We start from the raw sequence: 26627 nt of genomic DNA, 5'->3' as shown, positions 1-26627 counted from the left end.
TGTCCCTGAGGTTAGGCAGACAGGTGACGGCCGTCAAGGAGTTGCATAATGTTGCTGGTGGAGGTGGTCACGAGATGCGGCCGGAGTCGTTGCTGCTGGCATTCTTCGGCGCCCACGTCCGCGGGACGGGCGACGCTGTGGCGGTCGGCTCGGTGATCGAGCTGCTCGACCGCCTCGGCGCCGGCGAGCCCGCGACCCGGACCACGCTGGCGCGGATGGCCGACCGCGGCCTGCTGACGACGAACCGCCAGGGACGGCGGGCGTACGTCGGGCTGACACCCCTCGCGGAGGACGTCCTCCACGAGGGAGCCGCGCGCCTGGACGCCGATGTGGTCAACCGGTCATGGGACGGGCACTGGACGCTGCTCGCGTTCTCCGTACCGGAGAGCCGTCGCGCGGACCGGCACACGCTGCGGTCACAGCTGGCGTGGTCGGGGTTCGGCCTGCTGCAGAACGGCCTCTGGATCGCGCCCACCGCGGGGAACGTCCGCGAGAAGCTGGCCGAGCTCGGGCTGATCGACTACGTCCGGCTGTTCCGCGCGCAGCCGGAGGAACCATCCGATCCACGGGTGCTCGTCCGGCAGGCATGGGACCTCGACCAGCTGGGCAAGGCCTACCGCGGCTTCGTCGAACGCTGGGAGCACCCGGACGATCTCGACGCGCTGGCCCAGCAAGTAGTGCTCGAAGCCGAGTGGCTGCTTCTGATCCGCGAGGACCCACGGCTGCCGCTCATCCTGCTGCCGGACGACTGGCCGGGTGTCGAAGCCGAGCAGCTGTTCTGGTCGCTGCGCCGCAAGCTCCGTCATCCGGCCCGTCGGCAGGCCGCCCGCACGCTCGAGTTCCTCGGTGACGGCCAGACGATCTAGGCGATCGGTACGTACAGATCGGTGCGCAGGTCGTCCGGGGCGGTGGTGGCGTGGTCGCTGAGGTAGGCCTCGAAGCACACACCGTCGCGCAGGGTGTGGCCGCTGGTCGGGATGACTTCGGCGTACAGGCGCTGCCAGGCGGCCGGCAGCCCGGAGTAGTGGCCGACGAACTGCGCACGCAGGTACTTTCCGGCCGGCAGGCTCGTCTCCTCGAGCTCGCCGATGTCGGCGTCGTCCGCGACGCTGATCGCCGCGACCGACTCGAGTTCGGCCGCCGGCTTGGAGTCGGCGTCGTCGTAGTAGACGGCGACCAGCAAGGTCTCCGGCTCCTTGGGGAGCCCGAGCTTGGCGATGTGTTGTTCGAGCGTCCCGAACGCCGAACCGATCTGGAAGTAGGGCCCGCGATGCCGGACGGCGGCGAGCCGGGTCGTGGGCAGTTCGACGACTTCCACCTGCATGGGTACTCCTGAGGTTTTCGGTAGGTGAAACCTGGCCACGCCGGCCGGGTGGTAGTGAACGCCGTTCGGCGCCCGGATCCCCGGGCAGTTGCGGCCGGCGATGCGAAACGCCGACGGCGACAAGCCGAAGCCGGCCTGGAACGCCTTGGTGAACGCCTCGTGCGTGGCGTACCCCGACGCGAACGCGATCGTGGTGATCGGGTCGGCGGTGTTGCGCGCCTGCCAGGCGCCACGCTCCAGCCGCAGCCGACGGCTCAGCTCAGCCGGCGACTCGCCGGTGATCGCCCGGAAGATCCGGTGGAAGTGATACGGCGACAGGTAGCACGCGGCCGCGAGTTCCCGGAACGTCGGCGGGTCGTCCAGCCGCTGCTGCAGCTCGAGGATGACCTGCCGCACCATCGCCTCGTAGTCGATGCCCATGTGCCGCCTCCTTCCGAGCAGCAAGTTACGGGACGGCGAGGGGCCTGCGCTTGTCCTACGTTGCGGTCTACCCACACCCTCCGGCATAGGGTCGCACTCGTCGAGGAGATTGCAGACCGGACCGTAAGAAGGGCCGGTGAGGAGTGATGACATTGGCAGCATTCGATGCGGACGTAGCGGTCGTCGGGCTGGGCGCGATGGGCGCGCACGCCCTGTGGCGGCTGACAGCCCGCGGCGTACGGGCGATCGGTATCGAACAGTTCACGCCGGGACACGACCAGGGCTCGTCGCACGGGCGGACACGCCTGTTCCGCGTCGCCTGCATGGAGCATCCGACGCTCCCGGCGATCGCCCGCCGATCCCGCGAGCTGTGGGAAGAGCTGCAGCCGTACGCCGGCGGGCCGATCCTCGAGACCTGCGGCGGCATCATGATCGGCGCACCTGACAGCGCCGTGATCACCGGCACGCTCGCGGCCGCGCAGGCTCACGACCTGCCGGTCGAACGCCTGACTCGCGCCCAGCTGACTGAGCGCTTCCCTCAGCACGCCGACCTCGCCGACGACGACATCGGCGTCTGGGACCCGGAGGCCGGCATCGTCCACCCCGAAACCGCGATCACCGCGGCGACGAAGGCCGCCCAGGCCGCCGGAGCAACCATCCTCACCGGCACCCGCGTCACCTCGATCGACTCGACCGGCGCCGGCGCGGTGATCCGGACCGCCGGACGAAACCTCACGGTCAAGCAGGCCGTCGTCACCGCGGGCGCCTGGCTCGGCAAGCTGGTCCCGGGCCTGCCCCTGGCCCCGATCCGGACACCGATGACCTGGTTCGCCCCAGCCTCCGCATCGGCCGCCCCGCAGTTCGCCCTGAGCCGATTCCCCGCCTTCATCCGCCAGTTCGCCGACGGCCACGGAATCTGGGGCCACGGCGCCGGCAAGACCTACGGAGTCAAGGTCGGCGCCGAACGCGACGAAACCTTCCCGCCCATCGACCCGGACACCATCGAACGCACCACCTCACCCCGCGACCACGAACTGGTCACCAGGCTGGTGGCCAAGGCGTTGCCCGGCCTGAACCCGATCCCCACCCAGGTCGTCACCTGCATGATCACCGACAGCCAGGACGGCCAGTTCCTGCTGGGCCGCCCCGGCAACGAGGCCCGCCTCATCATCGGCGGCGGTGACAGCGGCCACGCGTTCAAGCACGCCGCCGGCCTGGGCGAACTCCTCGCCGAAGTCGCCACAGGTGAGCAGCCCTACGTGGACACAGCCTTCGTCTCCCCGGACCGTGACCGTGCCAGCGGCTAGTGCGACTCGATCCAGTCGGAGATCATGCGGTACGACGTGCCCGACGACGGATGCAACGCGAGGTTGTGGCCGGTATCCGGCACCGTCTCGGCGGTGAACGACGAAGCCCGCGAGAAGTACGGCGCCTCGTTCAACCGCACCGCCCGGTCGCTCCGGCAGTTCAGCAACACCCCGCAGAACATGATGTCCTGCTGCCCGACGATCGAGAGCACCGGCGCGCGCACGCGGCTCGTGCTGTTCAGCGGCGCCGGCAACTGATCGGCCACCGCGGTGCTCACAAGCGTCGCGTGCGTCGTGACGTCCTTGTGCGCCTCGTCGTACGCGATGACAGACGGATCCGCGGTCTTGGTGTTGTAGTAGGACCAGCCACGTGCGCCCGGCAGCGTCGTCACGTAGCTCGCGTCCAGCGTCGAACCGAGGAACGCCGGATCCAGCGTCGCGGGGTAGTAGTTCACGAACGTTCCCACCCCGGCCACGCCGATGCCGACGCCGTGCAGCATCCCGGTGACGACCAGACGATCCACGTCGTTGTACTTCGCGGCCTCCTCGATCGCCACGATCCCACCGATCGAGTGCGACACCACGTTGACGGAGTAGTGGTCCTTGCTGCGCAGCCACCCGATCAACTGGTGCAGCACATACGCGTCCGACTGCACCGTGACCAGCGCGCTCAGCGGCCGGCTGCTCTTCCCCACACCCAGCCGGTCGTAGGCGAACGTCGCCCGCCCGTCGGCCAGCGCCCGCCGCACATAGGAGTACGTCGAACGCTGCTGCGGCCAGTCCCAGTAGGTCTGGTTGTAACTCCCACCATGGACGAGCACGTCGATCTGGCGTTCGCCCCCCGACCAGGAGGCAGGCGTGCACAGTGTTCCGGAGATCTTCGCCGTCACACTGCCGGACGGGGTGACCGACACCGGACGTTCCACTGTGCGGCAAACCGGCTCGCCCGCGTCATCGGCGAATGCCGGAAGCGAAGCGGAGATGGCTGCGACCAGGAGACCTGCGACTGCGACCCGCGACGCGGCGGCGGCCAATGTCATGTGTGGTGACTCTAGCCAGTCGAAGCAGTGGGTCTCAACTCCTACGTCAACTAGCTGACATCCCGCTCGAATCGGGCCTACAGTGAGGCGGAATGGCCAGGACCGAGCCAGGGTGAGTATCGAGGGGATCCACGTATGGCCGAGGCTCCGCAGGTTCCGCTGCCGTATCGCCGAGACACGGCCTGCCCATTCGATCCGGCGCCGGAGATCGGCCGCTTACGTGAGGAAGCGCCGGTCACCCGCCTCGAGCTGCCCAGCGAGGTCTCGGTCTGGTTCGTCACGAGATACGACCACGCGCGCCAGGTCCTCGGCGACACGCGATTCAGCAACGCGCAAACGCCCCCCTGGCTGCTGCGGATGCCGATGGTCAAGGGCAGCGGACAGGCGGCCGCGCAGGAGCCCGGGGCGTTCATCGGTTTCGACCCGCCCGACCACACGCGTTTCCGGCGCGTCCTGACCGCGGAGTTCACGGTCAAACGGATGAACCGGCTGCGGCCGCGCATCGAGGAGATCGTCGAGCAGCACCTGGACGCGATGGAGCAGGCCGGTCCGCCCGTTGATCTGGTGCCGGCCTTCGCGTTCCCGATTCCCGCGCTGGTGATCTGCGAGCTGCTCGGCGTGCCGTACTCCGACCGCGAGGAGTTCAAGGCGCTCAGCAGCCTGATCGCCGACCTCACGCAGCCACGTGAGAAGCTACTTGCGGGATACCGCGATCTCCATGTCTACATGACGAAACTCGTAGCCAAGCAGCGCGAGAAACCCGACGACGCGATGCTCGGCATGCTGGTCCGCGAGCACGGCGAGGAGTTCTCCGACGCCGAGCTCGCCGGCATCGGCCGGCTGCTGCTGTTCGCCGGGCACGAGACCACGGCCAACATGCTCGCGCTCGGCACGCTGTTGCTGTTGCAGCATCCCGGCCAGGCCGCCGCGCTGCGGGACGATCCCCGCGTGGTGCCGCCCGCGATCGAGGAGCTGCTGCGCTACCTCACGATCGCGCAGAGCGCCGTGGTCCGCACCGCGACCGAGGACCTCACGATCGCCGGCCAGCAGGTGAAGGCCGGCGAGTACGTCCTGGTCTCGCTGCCGTCGGCCAACCGCGACGAGGAGCTCTACGACGACGCCGGCCGCTTCGACGTCACGCGCAAGCCGCAGTCGCACGTGGCGTTCGGGCACGGCGTTCACCACTGCCTCGGCGCGCCGCTGGCGAGGCTCGAGCTGCAGACCGCGTTTCCGGCGTTGCTGAAGCGCTTCCCGGCGTTGCGGCTCGCGATCCCGCTGGACGACGTGAAGTTCCGTACGATGACCACCGTCTACGGCACGCCGGAGCTGCCGGTCGAGTGGTGACGCCGCTCAGGGCTTGCGGCCGACACCGCCGTACAACGCGCGCGAGGCCTCGTCGTCGGCGAGCTCGGGGTCGTCCGCACCCCACAGCCCGCCGAAGCACACCTCGGGCTTGGCGCCGGGGTACGGCGGAACCATCTCGAGCCCTTCGAAGAAGCGCTCCACGTCGTCCTTCGAGCGCGGGTGCAGCTGCTCGTTGGCGTTCTGGTAGAGCCCGACCGCCCGCTCCACCGTCTCCGGCGCCTGCTTGTCGTAGGTGCCCTGCGACAGAACGAGATAGCTGCCGGAGGCGAGCTCCGAGACGTAACGCCGGATCAGTCCCCACGGATCGTGCTCGTCGGCGACGAAATGCACGACGGCCGTGCACAGCAATGCGACAGGCCGGTCGAAGTCGATCATTTCCCGGAGCTCGGGATGATTCAGCAACTCGTCGGGCTTACGTAAGTCTCCGAGCAGGAAGGCGGTCTTGTCAGCTTGGCCGAGCAACCGTTTCGCCTGTGTGACGACCGCCGGGTCATGGTCCACGTAGACGACGCGAGCCCTGAGGTCGACACCGTCGGCTTCGGAGTCGGGAGTGACGAGCTGCACGACCTCGTGGGTGTTGTTCTGGGTCGGGAGCCCGGACCCGATGTCGATGAACTGGTCGATCCCCGTCTCGGTGGCGAGCCAGCGCGCGGCGCGCTGGTGAAATCCACGGTTGCACCAGGCCCAGTCCTCGAGCTCCGGAAAGACCGCCTTGATGTGCTCGGCGCCGGCACGGTCGATCGCGTAGTTGTTGGTGCCACCCAAGAGGTAGTCGTAGACGCGAGCGACACTCATCGTGTTCGGCTCAGCATCGTCGTGCCCCTGCTGCGCTTCAGGCATTTCTGTCTCCCGGCAAAACAGACGCAGGTGCGTGGTCAGACATCAACGTGGTCTCTCGATGCCTAGTGTGACAGGGAGGTACAAACTCGCCCTTGTCGAACACCGGCCTGGAAGAACATACAAACAGCCTGGTACGAAACGCCAGCGCCGGCAGCCCACCACGTGTTCAGATGATGAAATCCCGTTGGCCGGAAAGCAGAAGTCCCCCCGCCTGCTGGCACCATGGCCCGGTGACCGAACCGGCGGACCCGCGCGAGCTGACGATCCCCGACGTGATCGCGCCCGGACTCGACATCCTGTTCTGCGGCATCAACCCCGGACTGATGTCGGCGGCCACCGGCCACCACTTCGCCCGGCCGGGCAACCGCTTCTGGCCTGCGCTCCACAAGGCCGGCCTGACGCCTCGGCTGCTGCGGCCCGATGAGCAGGACGAGTTGCCGGCGTACGGCATCGGGATCACCAACCTGGTCGCCCGGGCGTCGGCGAAGGCCGCCGAGCTCGGCAAGGACGAGCTGCGGGCCGGCGGGATGCAACTGGGCAAGCTGGTCCGGCGTTACCGTCCGGCGTGGGTCGCGGTCGTTGGCGTGACGGCGTTCCGGACCGCGTTCGAGATGCCGAACGCCAAGGTCGGGCCGCTACCGGACACACCGGAGCCGCTACGGCCGGCAAAGGTGTGGCTGCTGCCCAACCCCAGCGGGCTGAACGCCCACTACACACTGGCAACGCTGGCCGAGGAGTTCGCCAGGCTCCGGGCCGTCGCACGTCGGTAGCCGGCCCAGAAGTGGCCAGCGCCAACAGCTTGACGACAGCCGGTACGCGAGCAGACGTTGATGGTCATGACACATTCTCGGCGTACGTTCCTCGCCGCATCCGGTACGGCTGCTGCGGTCACGTCGGTTGGCACACCCACTCCCGCGAAAGCCGAGGCCGCTGACATGCTCCGCCTGCCCGACATGCCGTTGCACGACCCGTACATCGTCGCGGACCGGGCCAGCCGCACGTACCACCTCTACACCTCCAACGTTGGCTCGGTTTCCGGCACGTCCGACACCGGCACGATGGTCTACCGCAGCCAGAACCTCCGGGACTGGCTGCGGCCCGAGGTCGTGTTCCTGACAGCAGACCATCCCGGCCTGTGGGCGAAACGCGGCGGCTGGGCACCGGAGGTGCATGAGTACCGCGGCAAGTACTACCTGTTCACCACGTTGCACGACGAGAGCAAGACACTGCCGATCCCGCCGCCGAACCAGTACGGCACGCCGTTCCAGCTGCCGAACTACATGCGCGGAACGATCGTCGCGGTCTCCGACTCGCTGCTGGGCCCGTTCGTCCCGCTGGACGCCTCACGGCCGACTCCGCCGGAGAACTTCATGACACTCGACGGCACGCTGTACGTCGACCGCGACGGGCAGCCGTGGATGATCTACGCACACGAGTGGCTGCAGCGCATCGACGGCACGATCGAGGCGATCCGGCTCACCGACGACCTGTCGGGGACCGTCGGCGACCCGATCTTCATCTGCAAGGGATCCGACGCTTTCTGGCTCACCGAGCAGATCCCCGGCGGCGTACCGCACCAGCTCACGCCGTACGTCACCGACGGCCCCGAGCTCTATCACCTGCCCGGCGGCGCGCTGCTGATGCTGTGGTCGACGTATGAGAAGAACCGCGCGGGCGACGGCGGAACCATCGGCGGCGACTACGTGCAGACGTTCGCGGTCTCGCGTTCCGGCCGGCTGCGGGGGCCGTGGGAGCAGCACCGTCCCGTCGTCCGCGACGACTCCGGGCACGGCATGCTGTTCCGTACGTTCGACGGGCGGCTGATGATGGTGCTGCACCGGCCGTTCAACAACGCCCGCGGCAAGCTCTACGACGTCGACCTCACGCCACACGGCCTGCGCGTCCTGCGCCAGCGAACCGACCTGGACGGCGGCGGGTAGGTCAATGCGGAAGAGTCTGGACGACGCCTTCCGAAATCTCCAATCCATCGGAGTCGGGCAGGGCTAGATTCGCGGCATGGACGATGCTGCCGCACGAATTCAGGACCTGGCAGGGCTGCTCACGCCGATGGCGATCCGGGTGGCCGCGACGCTCCGGCTGGCCGATCACCTCGAGGCGGGCACCACGCAGCTGGCCGACCTCGCCGACCGGACCGAGACCGACCCTGACGCGCTCGCCGGGCTGCTCGGCCATCTCGTGTCCGTCGGAGTGTTCGAGGCGCCGGAGCCTGGCGTCTTCGCGCTGAACGACCTCGGCCGCGGGCTGCTGGACGCGAACGGCGTGCGCGGCTGGCTCGACCTGACGGGCATCGGCAGCCGGATCGACCTGACGTACACCGGCCTGCTCGAGTCGATCCGGACCGGCGGGCCGTGCTACGCCTCGGTGTACGGGCGGCCGTGGTGGGAGGACATCACATCCGACCCGAAGCTGGACGCCGAGTTCCACGAGCTGATGACCGGCGGGCACGCCGAGCGGCACGCGAGCTTCGTCGAGGCATACGACTGGAGCCAGGCCAGGCAGGTCGTCGACGTCGGCGGTGGTGACGGCGGGCTGCTGACCAAGCTGCTCGACGCCGAGCCGGACCTGCGCGGCACGTTGGTGGACCTGCCCGGCCGGCTGGCCGCCGTCGAGGCCGACGACCGGCTCGAGCTGGCGCCGGGAAGCTTCTTCGACCCGTTGCCGGCAGGCGCGGACGTCTACCTGCTGTCAGGCGTGCTCAACGACTGGAACGACCAGGAAGCCACCGCCATCCTGCGCCGCTGTGCCGAGGCGGCGGGCACGACCGGACGCGTCGTCGTCGTGGGACACCTCTACGAAGACCACTCCGCCAAGGTCGCGGGCAGCGCCAACCTCATGATGCTCGTCCTGGTCGGTGGAAAGGAACGCACCTACGCCGAGCTCGCCGACCTCGCGCTCGGCGCCGGCCTCGTCACGGACCAGACCGGCGCCGGGTACGTCGAGCTCGTTGCCGCGTCTACTGAGCAGTCCACCCGCAGTCGAGCGTGAAGTGCGAGCCCGTGATGAACGACGCGTGCGGGCCGCACAGGTAGGCGATCATCTCGGCGATCTCCTCCGGCTCCACCAGCCGCTTGATCGCCGCCGACCGCAGCATGATCTCCTCGAGCACACGCTCCTCGGGGATGCCGTGCTGCACCGCCTGGTCGGCAACCTGGCCTTCCACCAAAGGCGTTCTGGCGTACGACGGGTTTATGCAGTTGCTGGTGACGCCGTGCTCCGCACCCTCCAGCGCGACGACCTTCGACAGGCCCTCGACCGCGTGCTTGGCCGTGACGTAGGCGCTTTTGTACGGCGAGGCGACCAGACCCTGGATCGAGGAGAGGTTGACCACCCGGCCCCAGCCCTGGGCATACATGTGCGGCAGCACCTGGCGCAGGATCCGGAACGGCGCCTCGACCATGATGCGCAGCATCCAGGAGAACTTCTCCGGCGGGAACTCCTGGATCGGTGCCATGTGCTGAACGCCGGCGTTGTTGATCAGCACGTCGATGCCGGGCTCGTCGCCCAGCCCCAGCGCGTCGACCGCGTCCAGATCGGCAAGGTCGGCTTGCACGAAGGTGCCGCCGACCTCGGCGGCCACCTCGCGTCCGGAATCGGCCCGGTCGAGCACGACCACCTCGGCGCCGGCCTTGGCCAGCCGGCGGGCCGTCGCCCGTCCGATTCCGGACCCACCACCGGTGACCAGCGCACGCCGGCCCTGCAGGGATTGCTCGTCTGACATCGGTCTCCAGTCAGTCAGTCAGGTACGTGCCGCGCCGTAGGTCCGGTCGTCGTCGATGTCGGCCTTCGCGCGGTCTGGCAGCAGCCAGCAGGCGATCACGCTGATCACCGCTCCGAACAGCATGTAGGCCGCGACCGCGTAGCCGGTGTCGAAGTTGTGCACCAGCAGGGCGGCGACGTACGCTGCCGGACCGCCTGCGACCAACGAGGCCAGCTGATAGCCCAGTCCAGCGCCACCATAACGCAGATGCGTCGGGAAGCTCTCCGCGATCAGCGACGCCTGCGTTCCGTACTGGATCGTGTGCGGGAGCAGGCCGAGCACGATGCCGACGAACACCAGCCACTCCTGGCCGCTGTCCAGCGCCGCGAAGTAGAGGAAGCCCCACACGCCGGTCAGCGCGGCACCCGCGATGTACACGCGCTTGCGGCCCACCCTGTCCGACAGGTGACCAAAGTACGGCAGCAGGATGAACTCCAGGCAGGACGCGAGCAGCACGCCCGTCAAGGCGAAGTTGCGCGTGAAGCCCTTGTCCGCCACGTAGGTGAGCACGAACACAGTCACGATGTAGAACGGCATCTGCTCCGACATCCGCACCAGCGCCGAGAGCGCGATCTCCTTCGGGTACTTCCGCAGCACCTCGAGGACGGGCGCCTTCGAAACCCGCTCGCTCGACACGACCTTGGAGAACATCGGCGTCTCGAGGATGCGCATCCGGATGTAGAGACCGGTCGCGACCAGGACCAGGCTGAGCAGGAACGGGATCCGCCAGCCCCAGCTCAGGAACGCCTCGTCCGACAGCTGGCTGAACAGCAGGAGCAGGCCGTTGCCGAGGATCAGGCCGACGGCGACGCCGATCTGCGGCCAGCTGCCCATCAGCCCGCGGCGTTTCTGGTCGCCCCACTCCACCGACAGCAGCACCGAGCCACCCCACTCGCCGCCGATCGCGATGCCCTGCAGGATCCGCATCAGGATGAGCAGGATCGGCGCCAGGTTCCCGATCGACGCCGCGCCGGGCAGGATGCCGATGATCGCGCTCGGGATGCCCATCAGGAGCAGCGTGACGATCAGCATCGCCTTCCGGCCGAGCCGGTCACCCCAGTGCCCGAAGATGGCCGCGCCGATGGGACGGGCGGCGAAGCCGAGGAAGATGGTCGCGAACGACGAGAGCTGGCCTACGTAGTTGGAGGCGTTCGGGAAGAACACCTGCGGGAACACCAGCGCGGCTGCCGTCCCGTAGAGGAAGTAGTCGTACCACTCGATCGACGTGCCGATCGCCGAGGCGAGCGCGGCACGGCGAACCTGCTTGTTGTGCTCGCCCGTGCCTACCACGGACTGCGAGTCGCGTGCAGCGGATGGATCTAGGGTCATGCCGGGCTCCTGCCGCTGAGGGCGCGCGACGCTTCCCACCCTCGACGGTAGGCCGGTGCGGTCGGGTCCCAAAGCCCGCGAGCGGGCTTTTCCGGAATCGGACAGAACCGCCGGCCCCGAACAAACCCCGAACAACAAGGATCGCCGCGCCAGGGGCCGCGCGGCGATCCTTGCCGGGGGTTGTGTGTGGTCCAGTCAGTTCACGCGGGTCACCAGGTGGCGACTCGCAGGGCGCTCCAGCCGCTGCCGAGACGGACGGCCTTGCCGAAGCCGCCCGTGCCGGAGCCGCGGTAGTAGTACATCGCGCCGTTCGAACGGACACCCAGCAGGTCCAGCTTCTGGTCGCCGTTCACGTCTACGGCCAGGATCCGGCTGTTCGCCGCCCAGCCGGTGCCGACGCGGCCCTTGTACGTAAAGGATCCGGTGCCCTTGCCGAGGTAGTAGTGCAGCTCGCCGCCCGACGTCGTGGCGTACAGGTCGGCCTTGCCGTCGCCGTTGACGTCGCCTGCGACGATCCGGTTGTACTTCGACCAGCCCTTGCCCAGCGGCTTGGCGGTGTTGAACCGGCCGTTGCCCTTGCCGGTCTGCAGGTAGAGCGTCGCGCCGTTCAGGCTGAGGAGGTCGGAACGCCTGTCTCCGTTGACGTCCGCGACCGCGAACCAGCGGATGTTCTTCCAGCCGGCACCCACGTTGATCCGGTTGGAGAAGCCCTTCGCGGTCCGCTGCCAGTAGTACAGCTTGCCGTCCGTCGCGGTCGCGAACAGGTCACCGCGGCCGTCGGCGTTGGCGTCGCCGACCGCGATCCGGTTGTAGGCCGTGGTCCAGCCCTGGCCGATCCGCACGCGCTTGCCGAACGTGCCGGACGACTTGCCGGGGTACAGCCACATCGCCCGCGCGGAGTCGACGGACACGATGTCGCCGTAGGCATCGGCGTTGACGCTCTTCGCGTTCGCACCACCGGTGGCGGCGCCGTCGTCGACGATGTTCCTGTAGCGGTACGGCAGGTAGCCCGCGCCGCCGTTGTGGTACGGGTACGGGACCTTGTGGTGGATCGCGTGCGGCGGCGTCTGCTCGTACGCCCAGTAGGACGTCTTGGCGGAGTTCGCCCACTTCTCGAAGACCACGACGTGCACGCCGGACTTGTTGAGGATGTCGCCGGCCTTCAGTTGGCTCTTGTTGATCCGCGTCGCGACGCTCGGCAGCGACGACGTCGTGAGCGACGAGTTGAGGTTCCACGCCATCGACACGAAGCCGGAACAGTCGGCGCGATACGAGCCGTAGGCGTTGGTGTAGTTCTTCCCGACACACTGCGAGAGCGGATAGCCCAGGCAGTACGGCACCTCGGCCGCCGGCCACGACTGCGCCCGCTTGATCACCGTGCTGCGGGTGATCTTGCCGCCCTTACCTGCCGCCGAGACGCCATCGACGTTGGCGCCGGCGCCTGGCGCTCCCTGCTCTGCCGCGTTGTCCGGCGCGTTGCCCGCGTCCGGCTGCGGATCGACGAGGCCGCAGCCGGCCAGCGCGACGACTGCCGCCCCCGTCACCAGGGCCCCCGCCCATCTCCTGAAACCCATCCGTCCTCCCTCGGTACTGGTTCGAGTGGAAACCTAGGGAGTGGCCGGGGAGCACGGGATACAGCCGACATACAGCGGGATGCGGCAGGCGAGCCGCTGGCAGCTAGCTGCCAGCCAGGGCCCAGGATCAGGCTCGGAACCGAGCACAGAATCGGGCTCAGCGCTCAGCTCGCGGCGAGCTTCACGCGCACGGCATCGGCCTCCGACGTCCGCTCGAGCTCGTCGAGCAGTTCGAGCGCCTCCGCCCAGAGGAGGTTCGCCGCGGCCGGGTCGCCGGCGGCCGCGTGGGCGTCGCCGAAGTGGTCGAGCACGCCCGCCGCGCTGTCGCGGTCACCGATCACGCGCAGCAGGCCGACCGACTGCTGGAAGCACTCGATCGCCTGCTGATGGTCGCCGAGATGGTGGTGGGCGTAGCCCAGGCTGTCCCAGGTCAGCGCCTGCCCGTGCCGGTCGCCCACCTCGCGCAGCAGGTCGAGCGCTCGCCCACACCGCTCCAGCGCCTGGTGGTAGTCGCCCAGCAGCGCGCAGTGCCAGCCCGCGGAGTTCAGTGAGTTGGCCCGCCCGGTCAGGTCACCGGCCGTACGGAACAACTCGTACGCGAGCTCCGACTCTCGTAACGCCTCCGCCTGGAGGTTCTGGCGCTCGAACAACCCGGCCAGCCCCAGGCACGCCTGCGCCTGGTCGGCGGGCGCGCCGAGCTCGCCGGACAGTTCGAAGGCCCTTCTGTAATGGCCGTCCGCTTCGGCGTACCGGCCCAGCCGGGTGTACGCGCGCGCCAGCTGACGATGGCTGTGTGCCTCGCCGTGCCGGTCACCGAGCCGTTGCGTCGCGGCCAGTGCCGCTCGCTGGCTCGCCGCCAGGTCGTGCCGGTGGCCGCGCCGTACGAGATAGGTCGTGAGCGTCCAGCCCAGTCGCCAGGCGTGGTTGTCGAAACCCTCCGAGCCGGCCTGCTCGACCAGTCCGAGCAGTGTCGGATGCGTCTCGGTGAACCACGCCAGCGCGGACTCCAGGTCCTCCAGTGGCTCCCGGACGACACCGGGCCCAGCCGCGGGGAGCTCGATCGGTGGTCGCGTCGATCCCAGCAAGGCGTCGGCGCGATAGGCGCTGTGGAGGTAGTGGTCGAGCATCCGCTGCTTGACGGCCTGCCGGTCCGCGGCGCTGTCCTCCCGCTCGCAGAGCTCGGCGGCATACGCGCGCAGCAGGTCGTGGAAGCCGTAGCAGCCGGGGGCGACCTCGGTCAGCAGGTGCGCCCGGGTCAGCTCGGCGACGGGCGGCGACTCGAGTCCGGTCAGGCTGCTGATCGCCGGCACCGTGGCGTACGGACCGGGATGCGTTCCGAGCAGGCGGAACGTCCGGGCGGCCTCCGGGCCGAGTTGCTGGTAGGACCAGGAGAACACCGCACGGATGTCGGCGGCCAGGTCGCCACTGTCCAGAACATCGAGTCCGTGGCGGGCGTCGCGCAGCTGCTCCGCGATGCTCGCCAGCGGCAGCGCCGGCTCGGTGGCGGCACGGGCGGAGACGATCGCCAGCGCCAGCGGAAGCCGGGCGCATCGGGTCAGGATCTCTTCCACGGCACGGGGTTCGGCGGCCAGCCGGTCATCGAACTCCGCGCCGAGCCGGCGAGCGAGCAACTCCCGGGCGTCGGCTGCGGGCAGCAGGTCGAGCGTGATCGGCCGAGCGCCCTCGGTCGCGACCAGGCCGGTCAGCTGATGCCGGCTCGTCACGAGGACGAGGCTGCCCGGCGATCCCGGCACGAGCGGGCGGACCTGCTCGGCGTCGCGAGCGTTGTCGAGCAGGACAAGGACTTTCCGGTCGGCGAGCAAGCTGCGGTAGAGCGCCGCCTGCGCGTCGAGGCTCACCGGGATCCGGCCCGGCTCGACTGAGTGGGGTGGTGGTTGGGGGTAGAGGAGGGCGTCGAGGAACCCGCGAATGGCGTCGGCCGGGCTCATCGCCGAGATGCCGGGACCGAAGCCACGCAGGTTGACGTAGAGCTGACCGTCGGGAAAACGGCCACGGGCCTGATGCGCCCAGTGCACCGCCAATGCGGACTTGCCTACGCCCGCGGTACCGACCAGGACGGTGATCGGGGCGCCGCTGCTCTCGATCGCGTCGAGCTGGGCCAGCTCGTCGGTCCGGCCGGTGAATCCGGGTACGTCTCTTGGCAGTTGAGCGGGAACCTCACGGGCCCGCGGCCGGCCGGCGCGCTGACCGTTCAGTATCTCCGCGTGCAGCGCTCGCAGCTCGGGCCCGGGATCCAGGCCGAGCGTGTCGGCGAGCCTGCGACGCGCCCGCTGGAACGCGTCGAGTGCTGCGGCGCGGTCGCCGGAGTCGGCCAGCAGGCGGATCAGCTGGTGCCAGGCCGACTCGCGGCCCGGGTGGTCGGCGACCAGGCCACGCAGGCCGGCGATCGCTCCGGCCGGGTCGCCGGCTGCCGCCTGCGCGTCGAGGGCACCCTCGCGAGCGGTCACCGAGCTCTCGGTCAGGGCGGCGGCGTAGGCCTGCAGGCTGGAACCGAGCGGTACGTCCTGCAGCGCGTGGCCGCGCCACAGCTTGTTCGCGGCGGCGTAGTGGCCAGCGGCCGTCGCTGGGTCGCCGGCCTTGGCGGCGGCGGTCGCCTGTGCCACGGCTCGTTCGAACGCCACGACGTCGAGCTCGTCGTCGTGTACGCGCAGGAGGTACGCGCCCGTGAGCGTCGACAGCCGGTCGCGTTCCGCGCCAAGGTGGCCACGCAGCGCGGAGACGTACGTGCGTACGTTGGCGATCGCGGACTCCGGCGCGTCGTGTGACCACAGCTCGTCGATCAGGTCGTCGACCGGAACCGGCGTGTTCCGGCGCACGATCAGCATGGCGAGGACCGTGCGCTGCTTGGCAGCGCCGATCTCCACCGTGGGCTCGCTCTGGCCGCCGGAGCTCACCAGCAACGGCCCGAGCAGACCTAACCAGATCAGGCCCCCGCCCCCTTCCCCTCGTCCCCGTTCGTTCGCTGTCTTTCCCAACTGCGCGCGTAGAGGCAGCGTACTGTCGGCTGCATGCTGACCGAACTACTTTCCGCTGTCCGTTCCCAGCACATCGAGATCGTCGATCTCACCGCTTCGCTCTCCAAAGAGACGCCGATCCTGCAGCTTCCGGATCCCTTCGCGAACACGATTCCGTTCACTCTGGAGGAGATCAGCCGCTACGACGAGCGAGGGCCGCGGTGGTACTGGAACAACATCCACACCGGTGAGCACACCGGAACCCACTTCGACGCTCCCGTGCACTGGGCTTCCGGGCAGTCCGGCCTGGACGTGTCGCAGATCCCGCTGTCGGCTCTGGTCGCACCGGCTGTCGTGCTGGACGTGTCGGATCGGGTGGCGGAAAACTCCGACTTCCTGCTGTCGATCGACGACGTACGCGACTGGGAGGCCTCCCACGGTCCGCTGCCCGACGGCGGGTGGCTGCTCTTCCGCACGGGCTGGGACTCGCGGTCCGACGACTCCGGCCAGTTCCTGAACGCCGACGAGACCGGATCGCACACGCCCGGCATCTCCGCCGAGTGCGCGAAGTGGCTGGCCCAGGAGACTCCGATCGTCGGTGTGGGTGTCGAGACGGTCGGCACGGATGCCGGTGCGGCGCACAGCTTCACGCCGGCGTTCCCCTGCCACGAGTACATGCTGGGCGCCGGCAAGTACGGCTTGACACAGCTGCAGAACGTCGCGGCGCTGCCCGCGACCGGGACGGTGCTGGTGGTCGCTCCGCTGCCGATCGTCGGTGGTTCCGGCAGCCCGGCGCGGGTACTCGCTCTGGTCGAGCGGTGAGGAAGGCAGGGCGCGGATGAACGTCGCTGAGCTGGTCGGCCGGATCGTCGCGGCGCAGGGCGCCGGGTACGCCTTCGGGGTGGTGGGCAGCGGCAACTTCGCGTTCACCAACGCGTTGCGCGCACACGGTGTGCCGTACGTCGCGAGCCGGCACGAGGCCGGCGCGGCGACGATGGCCGACGCGTACTCCCGGATGAGCGGCCGGCTCGGCGTGGTGTCGACGCACCAGGGTTGCGGGCTCACCAACGCACTGACCGGGATCGCCGAGGCGGCCAAGAGCCGTACCCCTCTGCTGGTGCTCGCGGCCGACACGGCCGGGTCGGCGGTGCTGTCGAACTTCGCGATCGACCAGGACGCGGTGGCGCGTGCGGTGGGCGCGGTGCCGGAACGCGTTCACTCGGCCGCGTCGGCGGCGGCTGACACGTTGCGGGCCTGCCGGACGGCTGTGCAGGAGCGGCGAACGGTGGTGCTCAGCGTGCCGCTCGACGTACAGGCGGCGGACGGTCCGGATGGCTGGGACCCCGTGCCGCCGCCGTTGGTGTGGCTGCCCCGGCCGGCCCCGGAGTCCGTCGACTCGCTGGTCTCGCTGATCCTCGGCGCCAGGCGGCCGGTGTTCGTCGCCGGACGAGGTGCGCGCCACGCGGGCGCGGAGCTGCGTTCGCTCGCGGCGGCGAGCGGAGCGTTGCTGGCCACGTCCGCGGTGGCGAACGGCTTGTTCCACGGGGATCCGTGGTCGCTGGGCATCTCTGGTGGGTTCGCGACACCGCTGGCGGCGTCGCTGATCTCGGACGCCGACCTGATCGTGGGCTGGGGCTGTGCGCTGAACATGTGGACGATGCGGCACGGCCGGCTGATCGGGCCGTCGGCCCGCGTCGCGCAGGTCGACGTCGACAGCGCCGCACTGGGGGCACACCGGCCGATCGACCTCGGCGTGGTCGGCGACGTGGCACTGACGGCGTCCGACGTGCTGGCGGCGTTGGAGTCCGCTGGGCCGCGGCCGGACGCCGGCTACCGCGAGGAGCCGGTCCGGGAACGGCTCGCGGTGGAAGGACGCTGGCGCGACGTACCGTTCGACGACGCTTCGGCCGACGGCCGGATCGACGCCCGTACGCTCAGCGTCCGGCTCGACTCGCTGTTGCCGGCCGAACGCGTGGTGGCGGTCGACTCCGGCAACTTCATGGGCTATCCGAGTGCGTACCTCTCGGTGCCCGACGAGTTCGGATTCTGTTTCACCCAGGCGTTCCAGTCGATCGGCCTCGGGCTCTCGACCGCCATCGGGGCAGCGCTGGCGCAGCCGTCGCGGCTGCCGGTCGCCGCGCTCGGCGACGGCGGATTCCACATGAGCGTGGCCGACCTCGAGACGGCGGCGCGGCTCTGCCTGCCGTTGCTCGTGGTCGTCTACAACGACGCGGCCTACGGCGCCGAGGTGCACCATTTCGGACCCAGTGATCCGGCTGCCGACCTGTCCACGGTGCGCTTCCCCGACACCGACATCGCGGCGATCGGGCGTGGATTCGGATGCTCCGGACTGACCGTACGAAAGGCAAGCGATCTGGACGCCGTGAGCGACTGGCTGGCCGGACCGCCGCAAGGCCCACTGGTCGTCGACGCCAAGCTGGCAAGCGATGGTGGCGCCTGGTGGCTGGCCGAGGCGTTCCGCGGCCACTGACCACCGGCGCGATCTTTGTTGGCGGCTCGACCCATCCGGACCGCGTGGGTGCGCGAACCATCTGAGAACCTTCGGAAGTCCGGACGTTGGTCTCGCGCCCTCGCCGCCGCGTCTCGCCCACCGGCGGCGAAGGACCATTCCCCGGGCTTCCGAAGGCAAGCCGCCCCGTCCTCCTGAGCCGGGCTGCGTTTCCGCCGCGCCGCTGGGCCAGAGCTGGAGAGCTGGTCGCGGCGTCCGCTCAGACTGTGGCGTCGGGTGCGGCGGGCGCGAGGACCGGCAGGCCCCAGATGCGCATCGCGGCCTGGCCGGCGGACCGGCCGGTGAGCTGGCGCGGCTCGCCCCAGCCGAGCAGGCGCATGGCGGTGGGGAGGTCGGTGAAGCGCCGGGCCTGCGGGCGGGGCCGGCCCGGTGCCCAGCGATCCGGCAGCAGGCCGCCGAGGCGGCCGACCATCCACACCAGCGCGACCGGACGCCCGCCGGAGCCCTCGGTCTCCTCATAGCCGAGGATCGCCGACGCCTTGACGTCGGCTCGCGACTCCTCCTCGGCCTGGCGGACGAGCGTCGCATGGGCGTCGCGGTCGTCAGGGCGCGGACAACCACCGGGCAGGTGGAACCCGGTCGACGACTGCTGGATCAACACCCGGCCGTGCACATCGAACAGCCAGCCGTAGACCTGCACCACGTCGAGAGTCGGCGGTGGAGTGCCCTCCCGCCAACAGACACCTTGCTCTATGAGACCAGACACGTACACACCGTATCGGGACTAATCGGACCATCTGCTGGCGGCTTAGGCTACGGAACGTAACCGCTTGCGCGACCGTCATCCACAGCCCGAGCTTCGTGCACAGTTGTGGATAACTCCGGGGAAAACGGTGGACAGGGTTGTGGAGTGGTTGTGCATGCCCTGGGGACAAGACTGTGGATCATGATCATCGCCATCCCCTGACGATTGGCATGACCTGCGGAAACGCCGAATCGCACAGGTGTGGACAACTTGGGAACATCATGGTGACCGTGCACCGCTCAGACGATCTGGTCGTCAGGCCAGCCCGGCTTTCGGACCCGGTCGGCGGCGCCTGAGCACCAGCTTGACGAGGCGTTCACGCTCGCGACGGTGCGTGGCAGACGGCGGCTCAGCGGTGTGCCGCGAACTCCACCACCTGCTGGTAGGTCGGCCGGTTGACCCATGCGATCCGCCGCTGCGTCACACCACCCACGGGCTGGTGGATCACCTGGTCGTGGCAGACCTGGTCGCCGGCGGCGCAGTCAGCGTCGGCGGGATAGGTCTGGCTCGCCGGCACGTCCAGCGCTGCCGCCAGGCTGTCCAGCAGTCCTTGCCGGCAGGCCGCCAGGTCTCCGCCGCCGCAGTACGGCTGGGCCAGACCGCCTTCCACCGGCCGGCCCAGCAGCGTCCGCAGGTCCTTGCTGACGTAGCCGCCCCAGCCGTGCTGGAACGCCGATCCCTGGTGGCTCGGCCGTTCGTCGACCGGCTCGACAGAGGTCAGTGCCTGGTACAGCGGTCCGCCCAGCGCCGGCTCGAACTCCGCCCGCACGAGCAACGGCCACCACGCGTCCAGCAAGGCGATCGCCTCGCTGTGCTCGTACGCGGTCGCGCCCGGTCCCGCTGTGGTGCGCAGCGCGCCGGCGGCCGACCACGCGCGCAGCTTCGCCACCGCGGCCGCGAGCTCCGGATCGTCGATCGGTTCGGTCGAGAGCACGTCGAGCAGCAACGGCAGGACATCCTCGCCGCGCAGGTCCGCGAGCCCGGCCTCCTCCATCGCCGAGACCAGCCCGGACCGCGTGACCGGCCCGGCGCCGATCAGCGCGTCGATCCGGTCGGCCAGCAGGTCACCGCGATGCACGGCGCCGAACGAGAAGTTGCCGTCGGCGGCCTGGTAGCCCGGGGCCTGCTTGTTGTTCCAGCTCGAGAGGAAGTCCTGGTCGATCACCTGCGGATGCTCGGCGAACGGCTGATAGGTCGCGTCGTTGGTGTCGGGGTTCCAGCCGGCCCACTCGTACCGCTGGTCGGCCAGCGTAGGCAGGTTCGGGTCCGCGCCGTCCGGCCGGACGGGGTTGTTGCCGGAGTTGAAGTAGGCGATGTGGCCGGCGTCGGCGTAGAACCAGTTGAACGCGTACCCGATCGTCGCCGCCGCCTGCTGGAACTCCTGCGGCGAGTGGATCTGGTCAGGCGCGTTGAACCGGCTGAACCCGATCCCGGAGTCCAGCTCGTGGAAGTACGTGCTGCGCAGCGACGTGAACGCGACCGGCCGTCCGCCGACCGTCGCACGCGAGGTCACCAGGCCGAGCTTGGTGCGGTGCGTCCGCAACGTGTACGAGCCCGCGGGCGTGGAGTCCGCGAGGCTCGGCGTCCACGCGTTGTGGCGTTCGAGCTTCTCCATCGGCAGGCACTGCCCGCGGAAGCGATAGTGGTCCGAACCGAGCGTCGGGGCCGAGCCGTCGGTGGTGCAGAGATCGACGGCGTACGTGTCGGTGATGTCCTGCCCGGCGGACGTCGCCGACCACGCGTAGTCGACGCCACGGCCGAGCAGCACGCCCATGTTCACACCCGCGAACGCGGCGCCACGGGCCTGGATGCCCGGCCCGGAGAGCTCCTGCAGCAACAGCAGTTGGGGCGCGAAGTACGCGGTCTGCGGGCCGAACACGGCGACCGGATGGCCACTGGCGGTGTGCTGACCGGACACGAGCAGGGCGTTCGACATGCCGCGCCCAGCGGAGTCGTAGAGCCCTTCGGGCAGGATGCCGCCGTCCAGCATTCCCTTCCCCACTTCGGCTTTCGACTTCGCCCGCTTGCCGGTGTCGGCTCGCGGCACCGTGCCTTCCCGAGCGGTGACCGACGCCGTCGCGGCATAGACCACCGGCTCGGCGGCCACGCTGCCACGGTCGGGCAGCACAGTGCCGGCAGCCGGACTCGTACGCCCGTTGGGAAAGGTCGTGCCGTCGTGCACGGTGGTGACGGCCTCCGGATCGTCGGCGGAACGGAACGCACGCCAGACCTCGGTGCCACGCTCGGCGCCGTACTTCGCCTGCGCTTCGACCAGCGCGATCGCCGAGACGACCTCGCGCCCGCCACCACCGCCGAAGATGCCGCCGACGAGCGACGCCGTGGCGACCAGATCGGTCGGCTGCCAGCGATCCGGGCCCGCGGGCTTGCCGATCGCGGTGTATTCGCCGGGCAGCGACAGCGTGAGCCGGGCCCGGGCGATGTAGGCGTTCACGCCGTCGACGTAGTCACGGATGTCCTGCTGCAGCCGGCTTCCCTCGGTGCCGTACAGGTCGTCGAGCCGGTCGAACTGCCGCTGCAGGTCGGCCTCGGTGTACGGCGCGATCCGCCACTGCTGCTGCTCGAACTCCTGGTTGCCCGCGGCGCCGCCCGCGAACGGCGTGAGCTGACCCCGGCCGACGTGGCGCATCACGTCCATCAGGAACAGCCGGTCCTGCGCGCCGGCGAAACCGGCGCCGAAGATCGTTCCTGACCGGGTGGTTCCCGTGATGTGGGGTACGCCGGTCGCCTTGTCGCGCACGATCGTCACGTCGGAACGCGGCCGCAGCACGCTTTCGACCTGGTCACTGGGAACGCCGAACGAAGCCGAGTTGAAGAACGAGGTGATCTGGCTGTCGGTCAATCCGGTATAACCCCACACCAGCTTCTCGTACCGGTCGATTTGGTCGCTGCTGTGAGCCGGCCGGACTCCGAGCAGCTGGAAGAGCAGGAGCTCGGTGAACGTGATGTTGCCGTTCTGCCCCGGCGGCAGGATGTCGTGACACTGGGCGCCGCACAGGTCGTCGGCCGTGAGCGTCCGGCCTGTCGGGCCGGAGGCCAGACCGGCCGGAACCAGCAGCGTAAAGGCGGCGATGGCGACAACGACGACGGACCCGGCTCGCGTACGTGCGTTCATCCTCGTGCTCCTTCGGCGACTATCCGTCCACAGGGTTGCCGATTTGTACGCCCTCGTCCAGCATTCCGGCGCCGGCACATGACGCCGGCGTTACGTTTTTCGCTTGCCTGAGGTCCTTTTCCACATTCTCTGGATCCGTCGTGGTTCCTGAGTAAGATCCAGCAGTGGAGGGGTGGGAGGGAAGGGCTAGGTATGCCTGGGCGGCACGCCACCGACGGAGAAAGCCCGCACACAGGGCGCACGCTGCTGGTTATCTTTCTCGTCGTTTCTGTACCAATTCTCTCTTTTGTTGGTGTACGCCAGTTGACGCTGGCCAATGACAACAAGCCAACGGTCGAATGCACGGGCTCCTATCCGGTCAAGGTCGCGGCCGCACCCGAGATCGCCGAGCCGCTGGAGGCGATCGCGGCGCGGCTGGCCCAGGACAAAACCGCCAACGTCGACGGCAAGTGCCTCGCGCTCGACATCGAGCGCGTCCGGCCGGTCGACATGTTCAAGACGCTCTCGGCCGAGAGTGGCCAGACCGACGCAGACCTCTGGGTGCCGGACAGCCTCGAGTGGGTACGCCGGGCGGGAATCCAGCCGAGCCGGATCCTGGCGCTCAGCCCGTCGGTCGCCGCGAGCCCGCTGGTGCTGGCCGCCAAGCAGGAGACAGCCGACAAGCTCGGACCCGCCGCCGGCAACTGGGAATCCCTCGCCCAGGCAGGCGGAATCGCGGTCGCCGACCCGGAGGACTCCGCCGCCGGCCTGGCGACGCTGATCGCGATCAAACGTACGATCACCGGCGGCGCCGCGCTCAGCCCTGAGCAGGAAGAGCAAACCCGCAGGCGGGTGGGTGCCAACGTCTACGGACTGCTCGGCAACAAGGTCAACGACCTTTCCGACGAGCTGGAGTACGCCACCCGCGACGGTGGCTTACGCCGGCCCGTTCCCCTGACCGAGCAGCAGTTCCTGAGCTTCACCGCACAGCACAAGCAGGTCGATCTCACCGAGATCATGCCGAAGGCCGGCACCGTACTGCTCGACTATCCGCTGATCGGCGTCCTGCACAAGAAACCCAACCAGGACAAGCTGATCCAGGCCGGCAACGAGCTGATGCGGCACGTCGACACCGCGGCCAGCCGGCAGGTGCTCCACAAGGCCGGCTTCCGCGACTTCCGCGGCCTGGCCGCTCCACCTGGCACGCAGGATGCCGGCACACTGAAGCAACTGTCGTACTCCTCCCTGACCGACGCCGACGACGTGATGCGCAGCTGGGCCGCGATGAGCATCGGCACGCGCATGCTGGCTGTGATCGACCTCTCCGGCTCGATGAAGTTCCCTGCCGACGAGGGCCGCAACCGGATCCAGCTGGCCAGGGACGCGGCCCAGACAGCACTCGGCTACTTCCCCGACTCCGCGCAGATCGGCCTGTGGGGATTCTCGGTGAAGCGGCAGGGCAACCGGGACTACGTGGAGTACGTGCCCGTCGAGACGAGCACGCCCAAGCAACGCAAGAAGCTGGTCACCGGGCTGGATCGCATGGTGGGCGACGCACACGGCGGAACCGGCCTCTACGACACCGTCCTCGCGGCGTACCGCACCGCGATCAACGACTACGACGATCGCCGGATCAACTCGATCGTGCTCCTCACCGACGGCAAGAACGAGGACGACCCGGGCAGCATCGACAAGCAGCGGCTGCTGAACGAGTTGCAACGCGCGACCGACCCGGCCACTCCGGTCTCGATGATCCTGATCGGCATCGGCCCGACGGCCGACGTGCGTACGCTCGGCCAGATCGCGAACGCCGCGGGCGGCGTGGCGTACCAGGCCCGCTCGCCGAAGGACATGGAACGCATCGTCATCGACGCCCTGCTACGCCGTCAGTGCAGCGGAACGGTCTGCCGCTAGGCAGCTGGGTCGCCGGGCCGGATCGCACTAGACGATCTATTCCAGGGGGTCGCCGGTCAAGCGCGCGGCGCATGGCGCCGCGCTGGCAAGGCGGAGGAGGAGTCAGGAGGGGCCTCCGGCGATCGACGACAACGCAGCCAGCGTGGATGCCAGGCGTCGCGCGTCAGGCGACCCCCTGGAATAGATCGTCTAGAGGACGCCGTAGGTCTGGTACGCCTCGGTGCTGGACATCCCGGCTTCGATGGCCTGCCGCACGGTGTTCTCCGCCATCGCCTTCGTGAGCGCGCGATCCAGCACCTCGTCCTCGACATCGGCGGGCACCACCAGCACGCCGTCGAGGTCGGCGATCACCAGCTCACCGGGCCGGACCAGCACGTTGTCGACCTCGACCGCGACCCCGAAGTCGAGCACGGTCGAGCGGTTGCCGGAGTCCTGGGCGTACCGGCCGCGGCTGAACACCGGCCAGTCCTGCTCCAGCACCTTCGGCGTGTCCCTGTGGAAGCCGTCGATCACGGCCCCTGCCGCTCCGCGCGCCTTCGCGGTCGCCGTGGTGATCTCGCCCCAGAGCGCGCACTGTGCCTTGGCCATCCGGCCCAGGAAGACGTCGGCTTCGCGGAGGGCGTCCAGCGCCTCCGTCAGCCGGCCGAAAGGGTTCTTCTGCGGCCCGAACACGTCAGCGCACAACACCGGCATCGCGCGCCCGACCAGCGTCATGTCGTCGCGGATCGGCTGGATCTGTTGCGGCAGGAACTGGTGGGTGCGGCCGATCTCATCGAGAATGTCGCCGAGAACCGGCGTGTAAAGCTGTTCTCTGATCAACGCGAAACGTTCGACGTCGGTCTTCGGCAAGCTCATCGCGACCCTCTCCCTACCTCGGTGAGCAGAACAACTGTGGCATCGTCGTGCGGCTTGGTAGGGGCTGAGCCGGTATTGGCCAGCTCGCACTCGTATGTACGGGTTCGTGCGATCCATTCGCCCGGGCCGGACTCGCTGATCGCCTCCAGCGCCGCCGGCCAGGCGAGCCGGCCGAACTGGTCGACCAGGCGGCTCGCACCATCGGAGGTGGCCACGATCCGGCGTACCCCGGCGACCGTGCCCGTGAGCGCCTCGGCGGCCGCGGCCGGATCGCCCGCGGCGACCCAGTAGCCGCCGGGCTGGTTGCGGTAGGTCGCGCGGTACTGCCGGGCCGGCAGTCGCTTGCCGCCGCTCCGGACCAACGAGCGATGAACGTCGGCCGGCCGGCTGTCGGTGACGACGCGGTGCTCGGCGGCACCACTGTCGAGGACGACCGTGCAGTCGGCGAGCACGAGATAGTCGGCGGACTCGTCACCGTTGAGGCGGACGGCGGCCACCGTCGCCGCCGGGCTGTCGGGGTGGTCGAGGTCGCAGGTGTCCTGGTGCGCCCGCCGGCCCGCGGCGATCGCGCCGGCCAGGCACTCGCTGAGGCTGAGCGAGGTGGCAGTGGCCGTGGCCAGCAGTTGCGCGCCGACCGTACGGGCGTACCACGCGACGCCGTGCCGGCATCCGGTGTCGGCGCGATCGACCGGCGTCACCCCGTCGAGGACGACCGCCACTGTCGTGGACGCGGCAACGAAGTCCTCGTTCTCGACGCCTGGATCCCCCGCCAGCGTCGCATAGCTCACCTGCATGCTGTCAGCGTGTCATCCGGCTGCAACTCGGGCGTGGACGATGCCGGAGCAGCTCAGTAGGTGTCCGCCGGCGCCCGCGAGATGCCTCGACTCCCCTTCCATGGCGGGCCGGCCTAGAGCGCGGCGACGAACTCGTCCATCGCGACGACGACCTCCCGCAGGATGCCGGCCGAACGGACCGGATCGTCGTCTATCTCCATGCCGTGGTGGGCGTCCGGGATCTCCAGCACGGTGTGACCGGAGCCGCGCGCCACCTCCGGAACCCACATACTGTCGGCGGTTCCGCCCACCAGCAGGGCCGGTGCCGTCGCAGCGGTCAGCGCCGAGACGACTCGCTCGTCGTTGAGGACGGGAGTCAGCCAGATCGCGGGCAATCCGCGTTCGGCCGCCAGCCGGCTCGCGAACGTTCCGAGCGACTTTCCGACCAGCAGCACCCGGCCTGCAGACTCCGCCGAGAGGACCTGGCGTACTTCGGCCTCGACCCATTCCTCGGCTTGGTCCAGGCCGTTCCAGCTCTCCATCGGCGGCCGCCACCAGACCTCCTGCACGGTCCAACCGTGCCGGAGCAGCACACCACGGGCGAAGTGCAACAGCGGCCGGGCGCTGGTGTACCAGCCGCCACCCGGCAGCAGGATCGCGATCCGGTCCGGGTCGGCTTCGTATCGTTTCTGGTCCGGTGAAATCATGCGGCTCGGCATATCCCGACCCTATCGGCGATATCGTCA

The 26627-nt window shown here is 69.3% G+C and carries 21 protein-coding genes; 9 read left to right on the top strand and 12 right to left on the bottom strand.

Features of this window, described 5'->3' with window-relative positions; all coding sequences use genetic code 11:
• Positions 1 to 74 precede the first annotated feature (74 nt).
• Positions 75 to 866, top strand: a complete 792-nt coding sequence (locus tag ACYVF6_RS08085) for a PaaX family transcriptional regulator (RefSeq protein WP_460517944.1) — start codon at positions 75 to 77, stop codon at positions 864 to 866.
• On the opposite strand, the gene ACYVF6_RS08080 is transcribed toward ACYVF6_RS08085, so the two are convergent.
• Entirely contained in the window at positions 863 to 1744 is an 882-nt protein-coding gene (locus ACYVF6_RS08080; protein WP_460517941.1) for an AraC family transcriptional regulator, read from the bottom strand. The genes ACYVF6_RS08085 and ACYVF6_RS08080 overlap by 4 nt on opposite strands.
• A 146-nt stretch (positions 1745 to 1890) precedes the next feature.
• Between ACYVF6_RS08080 and solA the strand changes: the two genes are divergently transcribed.
• Complete coding sequence (solA, locus tag ACYVF6_RS08075; RefSeq protein WP_460517938.1) at positions 1891 to 3051, top strand: N-methyl-L-tryptophan oxidase; 1161 nt, start codon at positions 1891 to 1893, stop codon at positions 3049 to 3051.
• Here solA and ACYVF6_RS08070 read toward each other — a convergent pair.
• Complete coding sequence (locus ACYVF6_RS08070) at positions 3048 to 4091, bottom strand: alpha/beta hydrolase (protein ID WP_460517935.1); 1044 nt, start codon at positions 4089 to 4091, stop codon at positions 3048 to 3050. The two genes, solA and ACYVF6_RS08070, sit on opposite strands and share 4 nt — an antisense overlap.
• A gap of 135 nt (positions 4092 to 4226) precedes the next feature.
• Here ACYVF6_RS08070 and ACYVF6_RS08065 point away from each other — a divergent pair, with 135 nt between their 5' ends.
• Positions 4227 to 5435: a cytochrome P450 gene (locus tag ACYVF6_RS08065; protein WP_460517932.1), complete on the top strand. Its 1209-nt coding sequence runs from the start codon at positions 4227 to 4229 to the stop codon at positions 5433 to 5435.
• A 6-nt stretch (positions 5436 to 5441) separates the two neighbouring features.
• On the opposite strand, the gene ACYVF6_RS08060 is transcribed toward ACYVF6_RS08065, so the two are convergent.
• Complete coding sequence (locus tag ACYVF6_RS08060; protein WP_460517929.1) at positions 5442 to 6296, bottom strand: class I SAM-dependent methyltransferase; 855 nt, start codon at positions 6294 to 6296, stop codon at positions 5442 to 5444.
• A gap of 230 nt (positions 6297 to 6526) precedes the next feature.
• Between ACYVF6_RS08060 and mug the strand changes: the two genes are divergently transcribed.
• The 3 genes from mug to ACYVF6_RS08045 all read left to right on the top strand — a co-directional run bounded on the left by mug (position 6527) and on the right by ACYVF6_RS08045 (position 9302).
• On the top strand, positions 6527 to 7066 hold the full coding sequence (gene mug / locus ACYVF6_RS08055; protein ID WP_460517927.1) for a mismatch-specific DNA-glycosylase: 540 nt from the start codon (positions 6527 to 6529) through the stop codon (positions 7064 to 7066).
• A gap of 66 nt (positions 7067 to 7132) precedes the next feature.
• Entirely contained in the window at positions 7133 to 8236 is a 1104-nt protein-coding gene (locus tag ACYVF6_RS08050) for a glycoside hydrolase family 43 protein (RefSeq protein ID WP_460517925.1), read from the top strand.
• Positions 8237 to 8312: 76 nt separating this feature from the next.
• On the top strand, positions 8313 to 9302 hold the full coding sequence (locus tag ACYVF6_RS08045) for a class I SAM-dependent methyltransferase (protein WP_460517922.1): 990 nt from the start codon (positions 8313 to 8315) through the stop codon (positions 9300 to 9302).
• Here ACYVF6_RS08045 and ACYVF6_RS08040 read toward each other — a convergent pair.
• The 4 genes from ACYVF6_RS08040 to ACYVF6_RS08025 all read right to left on the bottom strand — a co-directional run bounded on the left by ACYVF6_RS08040 (position 9271) and on the right by ACYVF6_RS08025 (position 15892).
• Positions 9271 to 10035, bottom strand: coding sequence for a 3-hydroxybutyrate dehydrogenase (locus tag ACYVF6_RS08040; RefSeq protein ID WP_460517919.1), 765 nt, complete (start codon positions 10033 to 10035; stop codon positions 9271 to 9273). The genes ACYVF6_RS08045 and ACYVF6_RS08040 overlap by 32 nt on opposite strands.
• A gap of 18 nt (positions 10036 to 10053) precedes the next feature.
• Positions 10054 to 11403 (bottom strand): MFS transporter, encoded by a 1350-nt coding sequence (locus ACYVF6_RS08035; RefSeq protein WP_460517916.1) that lies wholly within the window; start codon positions 11401 to 11403, stop codon positions 10054 to 10056.
• Between the two features lie 209 nt (positions 11404 to 11612).
• Positions 11613 to 12977 carry an FG-GAP-like repeat-containing protein gene (locus tag ACYVF6_RS08030; RefSeq protein ID WP_460517913.1) on the bottom strand — a complete coding sequence of 455 codons (1365 nt, stop codon included), beginning with the start codon at positions 12975 to 12977 and terminating at the stop codon, positions 11613 to 11615.
• Positions 12978 to 13141: 164 nt separating this feature from the next.
• The gene (locus tag ACYVF6_RS08025; RefSeq protein WP_460519412.1) at positions 13142 to 15892 is read right to left on the bottom strand and encodes an AfsR/SARP family transcriptional regulator; all 2751 of its coding nucleotides are present in this window, start codon (positions 15890 to 15892) and stop codon (positions 13142 to 13144) included.
• 114 nt (positions 15893 to 16006) lie between these two features.
• Here ACYVF6_RS08025 and ACYVF6_RS08020 point away from each other — a divergent pair, with 114 nt between their 5' ends.
• Both ACYVF6_RS08020 and ACYVF6_RS08015 read left to right on the top strand, forming a co-directional pair.
• On the top strand, positions 16007 to 16774 hold the full coding sequence (locus tag ACYVF6_RS08020; protein ID WP_460517911.1) for a cyclase family protein: 768 nt from the start codon (positions 16007 to 16009) through the stop codon (positions 16772 to 16774).
• Positions 16775 to 16790: 16 nt separating this feature from the next.
• Complete coding sequence (locus tag ACYVF6_RS08015; RefSeq protein ID WP_460517908.1) at positions 16791 to 18443, top strand: thiamine pyrophosphate-binding protein; 1653 nt, start codon at positions 16791 to 16793, stop codon at positions 18441 to 18443.
• Positions 18444 to 18681: 238 nt separating this feature from the next.
• Here the strand turns inward: ACYVF6_RS08015 and ACYVF6_RS08010 are convergent, their stop codons facing one another.
• Both ACYVF6_RS08010 and ACYVF6_RS08005 read right to left on the bottom strand, forming a co-directional pair.
• On the bottom strand, positions 18682 to 19188 hold the full coding sequence (locus ACYVF6_RS08010) for an NUDIX domain-containing protein (RefSeq protein WP_460517905.1): 507 nt from the start codon (positions 19186 to 19188) through the stop codon (positions 18682 to 18684).
• A gap of 388 nt (positions 19189 to 19576) precedes the next feature.
• Positions 19577 to 22360 carry a penicillin acylase family protein gene (locus tag ACYVF6_RS08005; RefSeq protein ID WP_460517902.1) on the bottom strand — a complete coding sequence of 928 codons (2784 nt, stop codon included), beginning with the start codon at positions 22358 to 22360 and terminating at the stop codon, positions 19577 to 19579.
• 303 nt (positions 22361 to 22663) lie between these two features.
• On the opposite strand from ACYVF6_RS08005, the gene ACYVF6_RS08000 reads away from it, so the two are divergent.
• A complete protein-coding gene (locus ACYVF6_RS08000; RefSeq protein ID WP_460517899.1) occupies positions 22664 to 24253 on the top strand; it encodes a substrate-binding domain-containing protein in 1590 nt (529 codons plus the stop codon).
• Positions 24254 to 24442: 189 nt separating this feature from the next.
• Here the strand turns inward: ACYVF6_RS08000 and ACYVF6_RS07995 are convergent, their stop codons facing one another.
• The 3 genes from ACYVF6_RS07995 to ACYVF6_RS07985 all read right to left on the bottom strand — a co-directional run bounded on the left by ACYVF6_RS07995 (position 24443) and on the right by ACYVF6_RS07985 (position 26588).
• Positions 24443 to 25108, bottom strand: a complete 666-nt coding sequence (locus tag ACYVF6_RS07995; RefSeq protein WP_460517897.1) for an RraA family protein — start codon at positions 25106 to 25108, stop codon at positions 24443 to 24445.
• Positions 25105 to 25902, bottom strand: a complete 798-nt coding sequence (locus tag ACYVF6_RS07990) for a protein phosphatase 2C domain-containing protein (RefSeq protein WP_460517894.1) — start codon at positions 25900 to 25902, stop codon at positions 25105 to 25107. The genes ACYVF6_RS07995 and ACYVF6_RS07990 overlap by 4 nt, the downstream gene beginning before the upstream one ends.
• Before the next feature lie 113 nt (positions 25903 to 26015).
• Positions 26016 to 26588: a hypothetical protein gene (locus tag ACYVF6_RS07985; RefSeq protein WP_460517891.1), complete on the bottom strand. Its 573-nt coding sequence runs from the start codon at positions 26586 to 26588 to the stop codon at positions 26016 to 26018.
• Positions 26589 to 26627 lie beyond the last annotated feature (39 nt).

The organism is Flindersiella endophytica, from assembly GCF_054779015.1.
The sequence above is the reverse complement of the archived record's forward strand: the minus strand, read 5'-3'. Positions and strand labels throughout refer to the sequence as shown.

Coding starts and splice junctions, on each gene's coding strand:
- ACYVF6_RS08085 (WP_460517944.1), top strand. CDS start 75: ATGCGGCCGGAGTCGTTGCTGCTGGCATTCTTCGGCGCCCACGTCCGC.
- ACYVF6_RS08080 (WP_460517941.1), bottom strand. CDS start 1,744: ATGGGCATCGACTACGAGGCGATGGTGCGGCAGGTCATCCTCGAGCTG.
- solA (WP_460517938.1), top strand. CDS start 1,891: ATGACATTGGCAGCATTCGATGCGGACGTAGCGGTCGTCGGGCTGGGC.
- ACYVF6_RS08070 (WP_460517935.1), bottom strand. CDS start 4,091: ATGACATTGGCCGCCGCCGCGTCGCGGGTCGCAGTCGCAGGTCTCCTG.
- ACYVF6_RS08065 (WP_460517932.1), top strand. CDS start 4,227: ATGGCCGAGGCTCCGCAGGTTCCGCTGCCGTATCGCCGAGACACGGCC.
- ACYVF6_RS08060 (WP_460517929.1), bottom strand. CDS start 6,296: ATGCCTGAAGCGCAGCAGGGGCACGACGATGCTGAGCCGAACACGATG.
- ACYVF6_RS08050 (WP_460517925.1), top strand. CDS start 7,133: ATGACACATTCTCGGCGTACGTTCCTCGCCGCATCCGGTACGGCTGCT.
- ACYVF6_RS08045 (WP_460517922.1), top strand. CDS start 8,313: ATGGACGATGCTGCCGCACGAATTCAGGACCTGGCAGGGCTGCTCACG.
- ACYVF6_RS08040 (WP_460517919.1), bottom strand. CDS start 10,035: ATGTCAGACGAGCAATCCCTGCAGGGCCGGCGTGCGCTGGTCACCGGT.
- ACYVF6_RS08035 (WP_460517916.1), bottom strand. CDS start 11,403: ATGACCCTAGATCCATCCGCTGCACGCGACTCGCAGTCCGTGGTAGGC.
- ACYVF6_RS08030 (WP_460517913.1), bottom strand. CDS start 12,977: ATGGGTTTCAGGAGATGGGCGGGGGCCCTGGTGACGGGGGCGGCAGTC.
- ACYVF6_RS08020 (WP_460517911.1), top strand. CDS start 16,007: ATGCTGACCGAACTACTTTCCGCTGTCCGTTCCCAGCACATCGAGATC.
- ACYVF6_RS08015 (WP_460517908.1), top strand. CDS start 16,791: ATGAACGTCGCTGAGCTGGTCGGCCGGATCGTCGCGGCGCAGGGCGCC.
- ACYVF6_RS08005 (WP_460517902.1), bottom strand. CDS start 22,360: ATGAACGCACGTACGCGAGCCGGGTCCGTCGTCGTTGTCGCCATCGCC.
- ACYVF6_RS07995 (WP_460517897.1), bottom strand. CDS start 25,108: ATGAGCTTGCCGAAGACCGACGTCGAACGTTTCGCGTTGATCAGAGAA.
- ACYVF6_RS07990 (WP_460517894.1), bottom strand. CDS start 25,902: ATGCAGGTGAGCTATGCGACGCTGGCGGGGGATCCAGGCGTCGAGAAC.
- ACYVF6_RS07985 (WP_460517891.1), bottom strand. CDS start 26,588: ATGATTTCACCGGACCAGAAACGATACGAAGCCGACCCGGACCGGATC.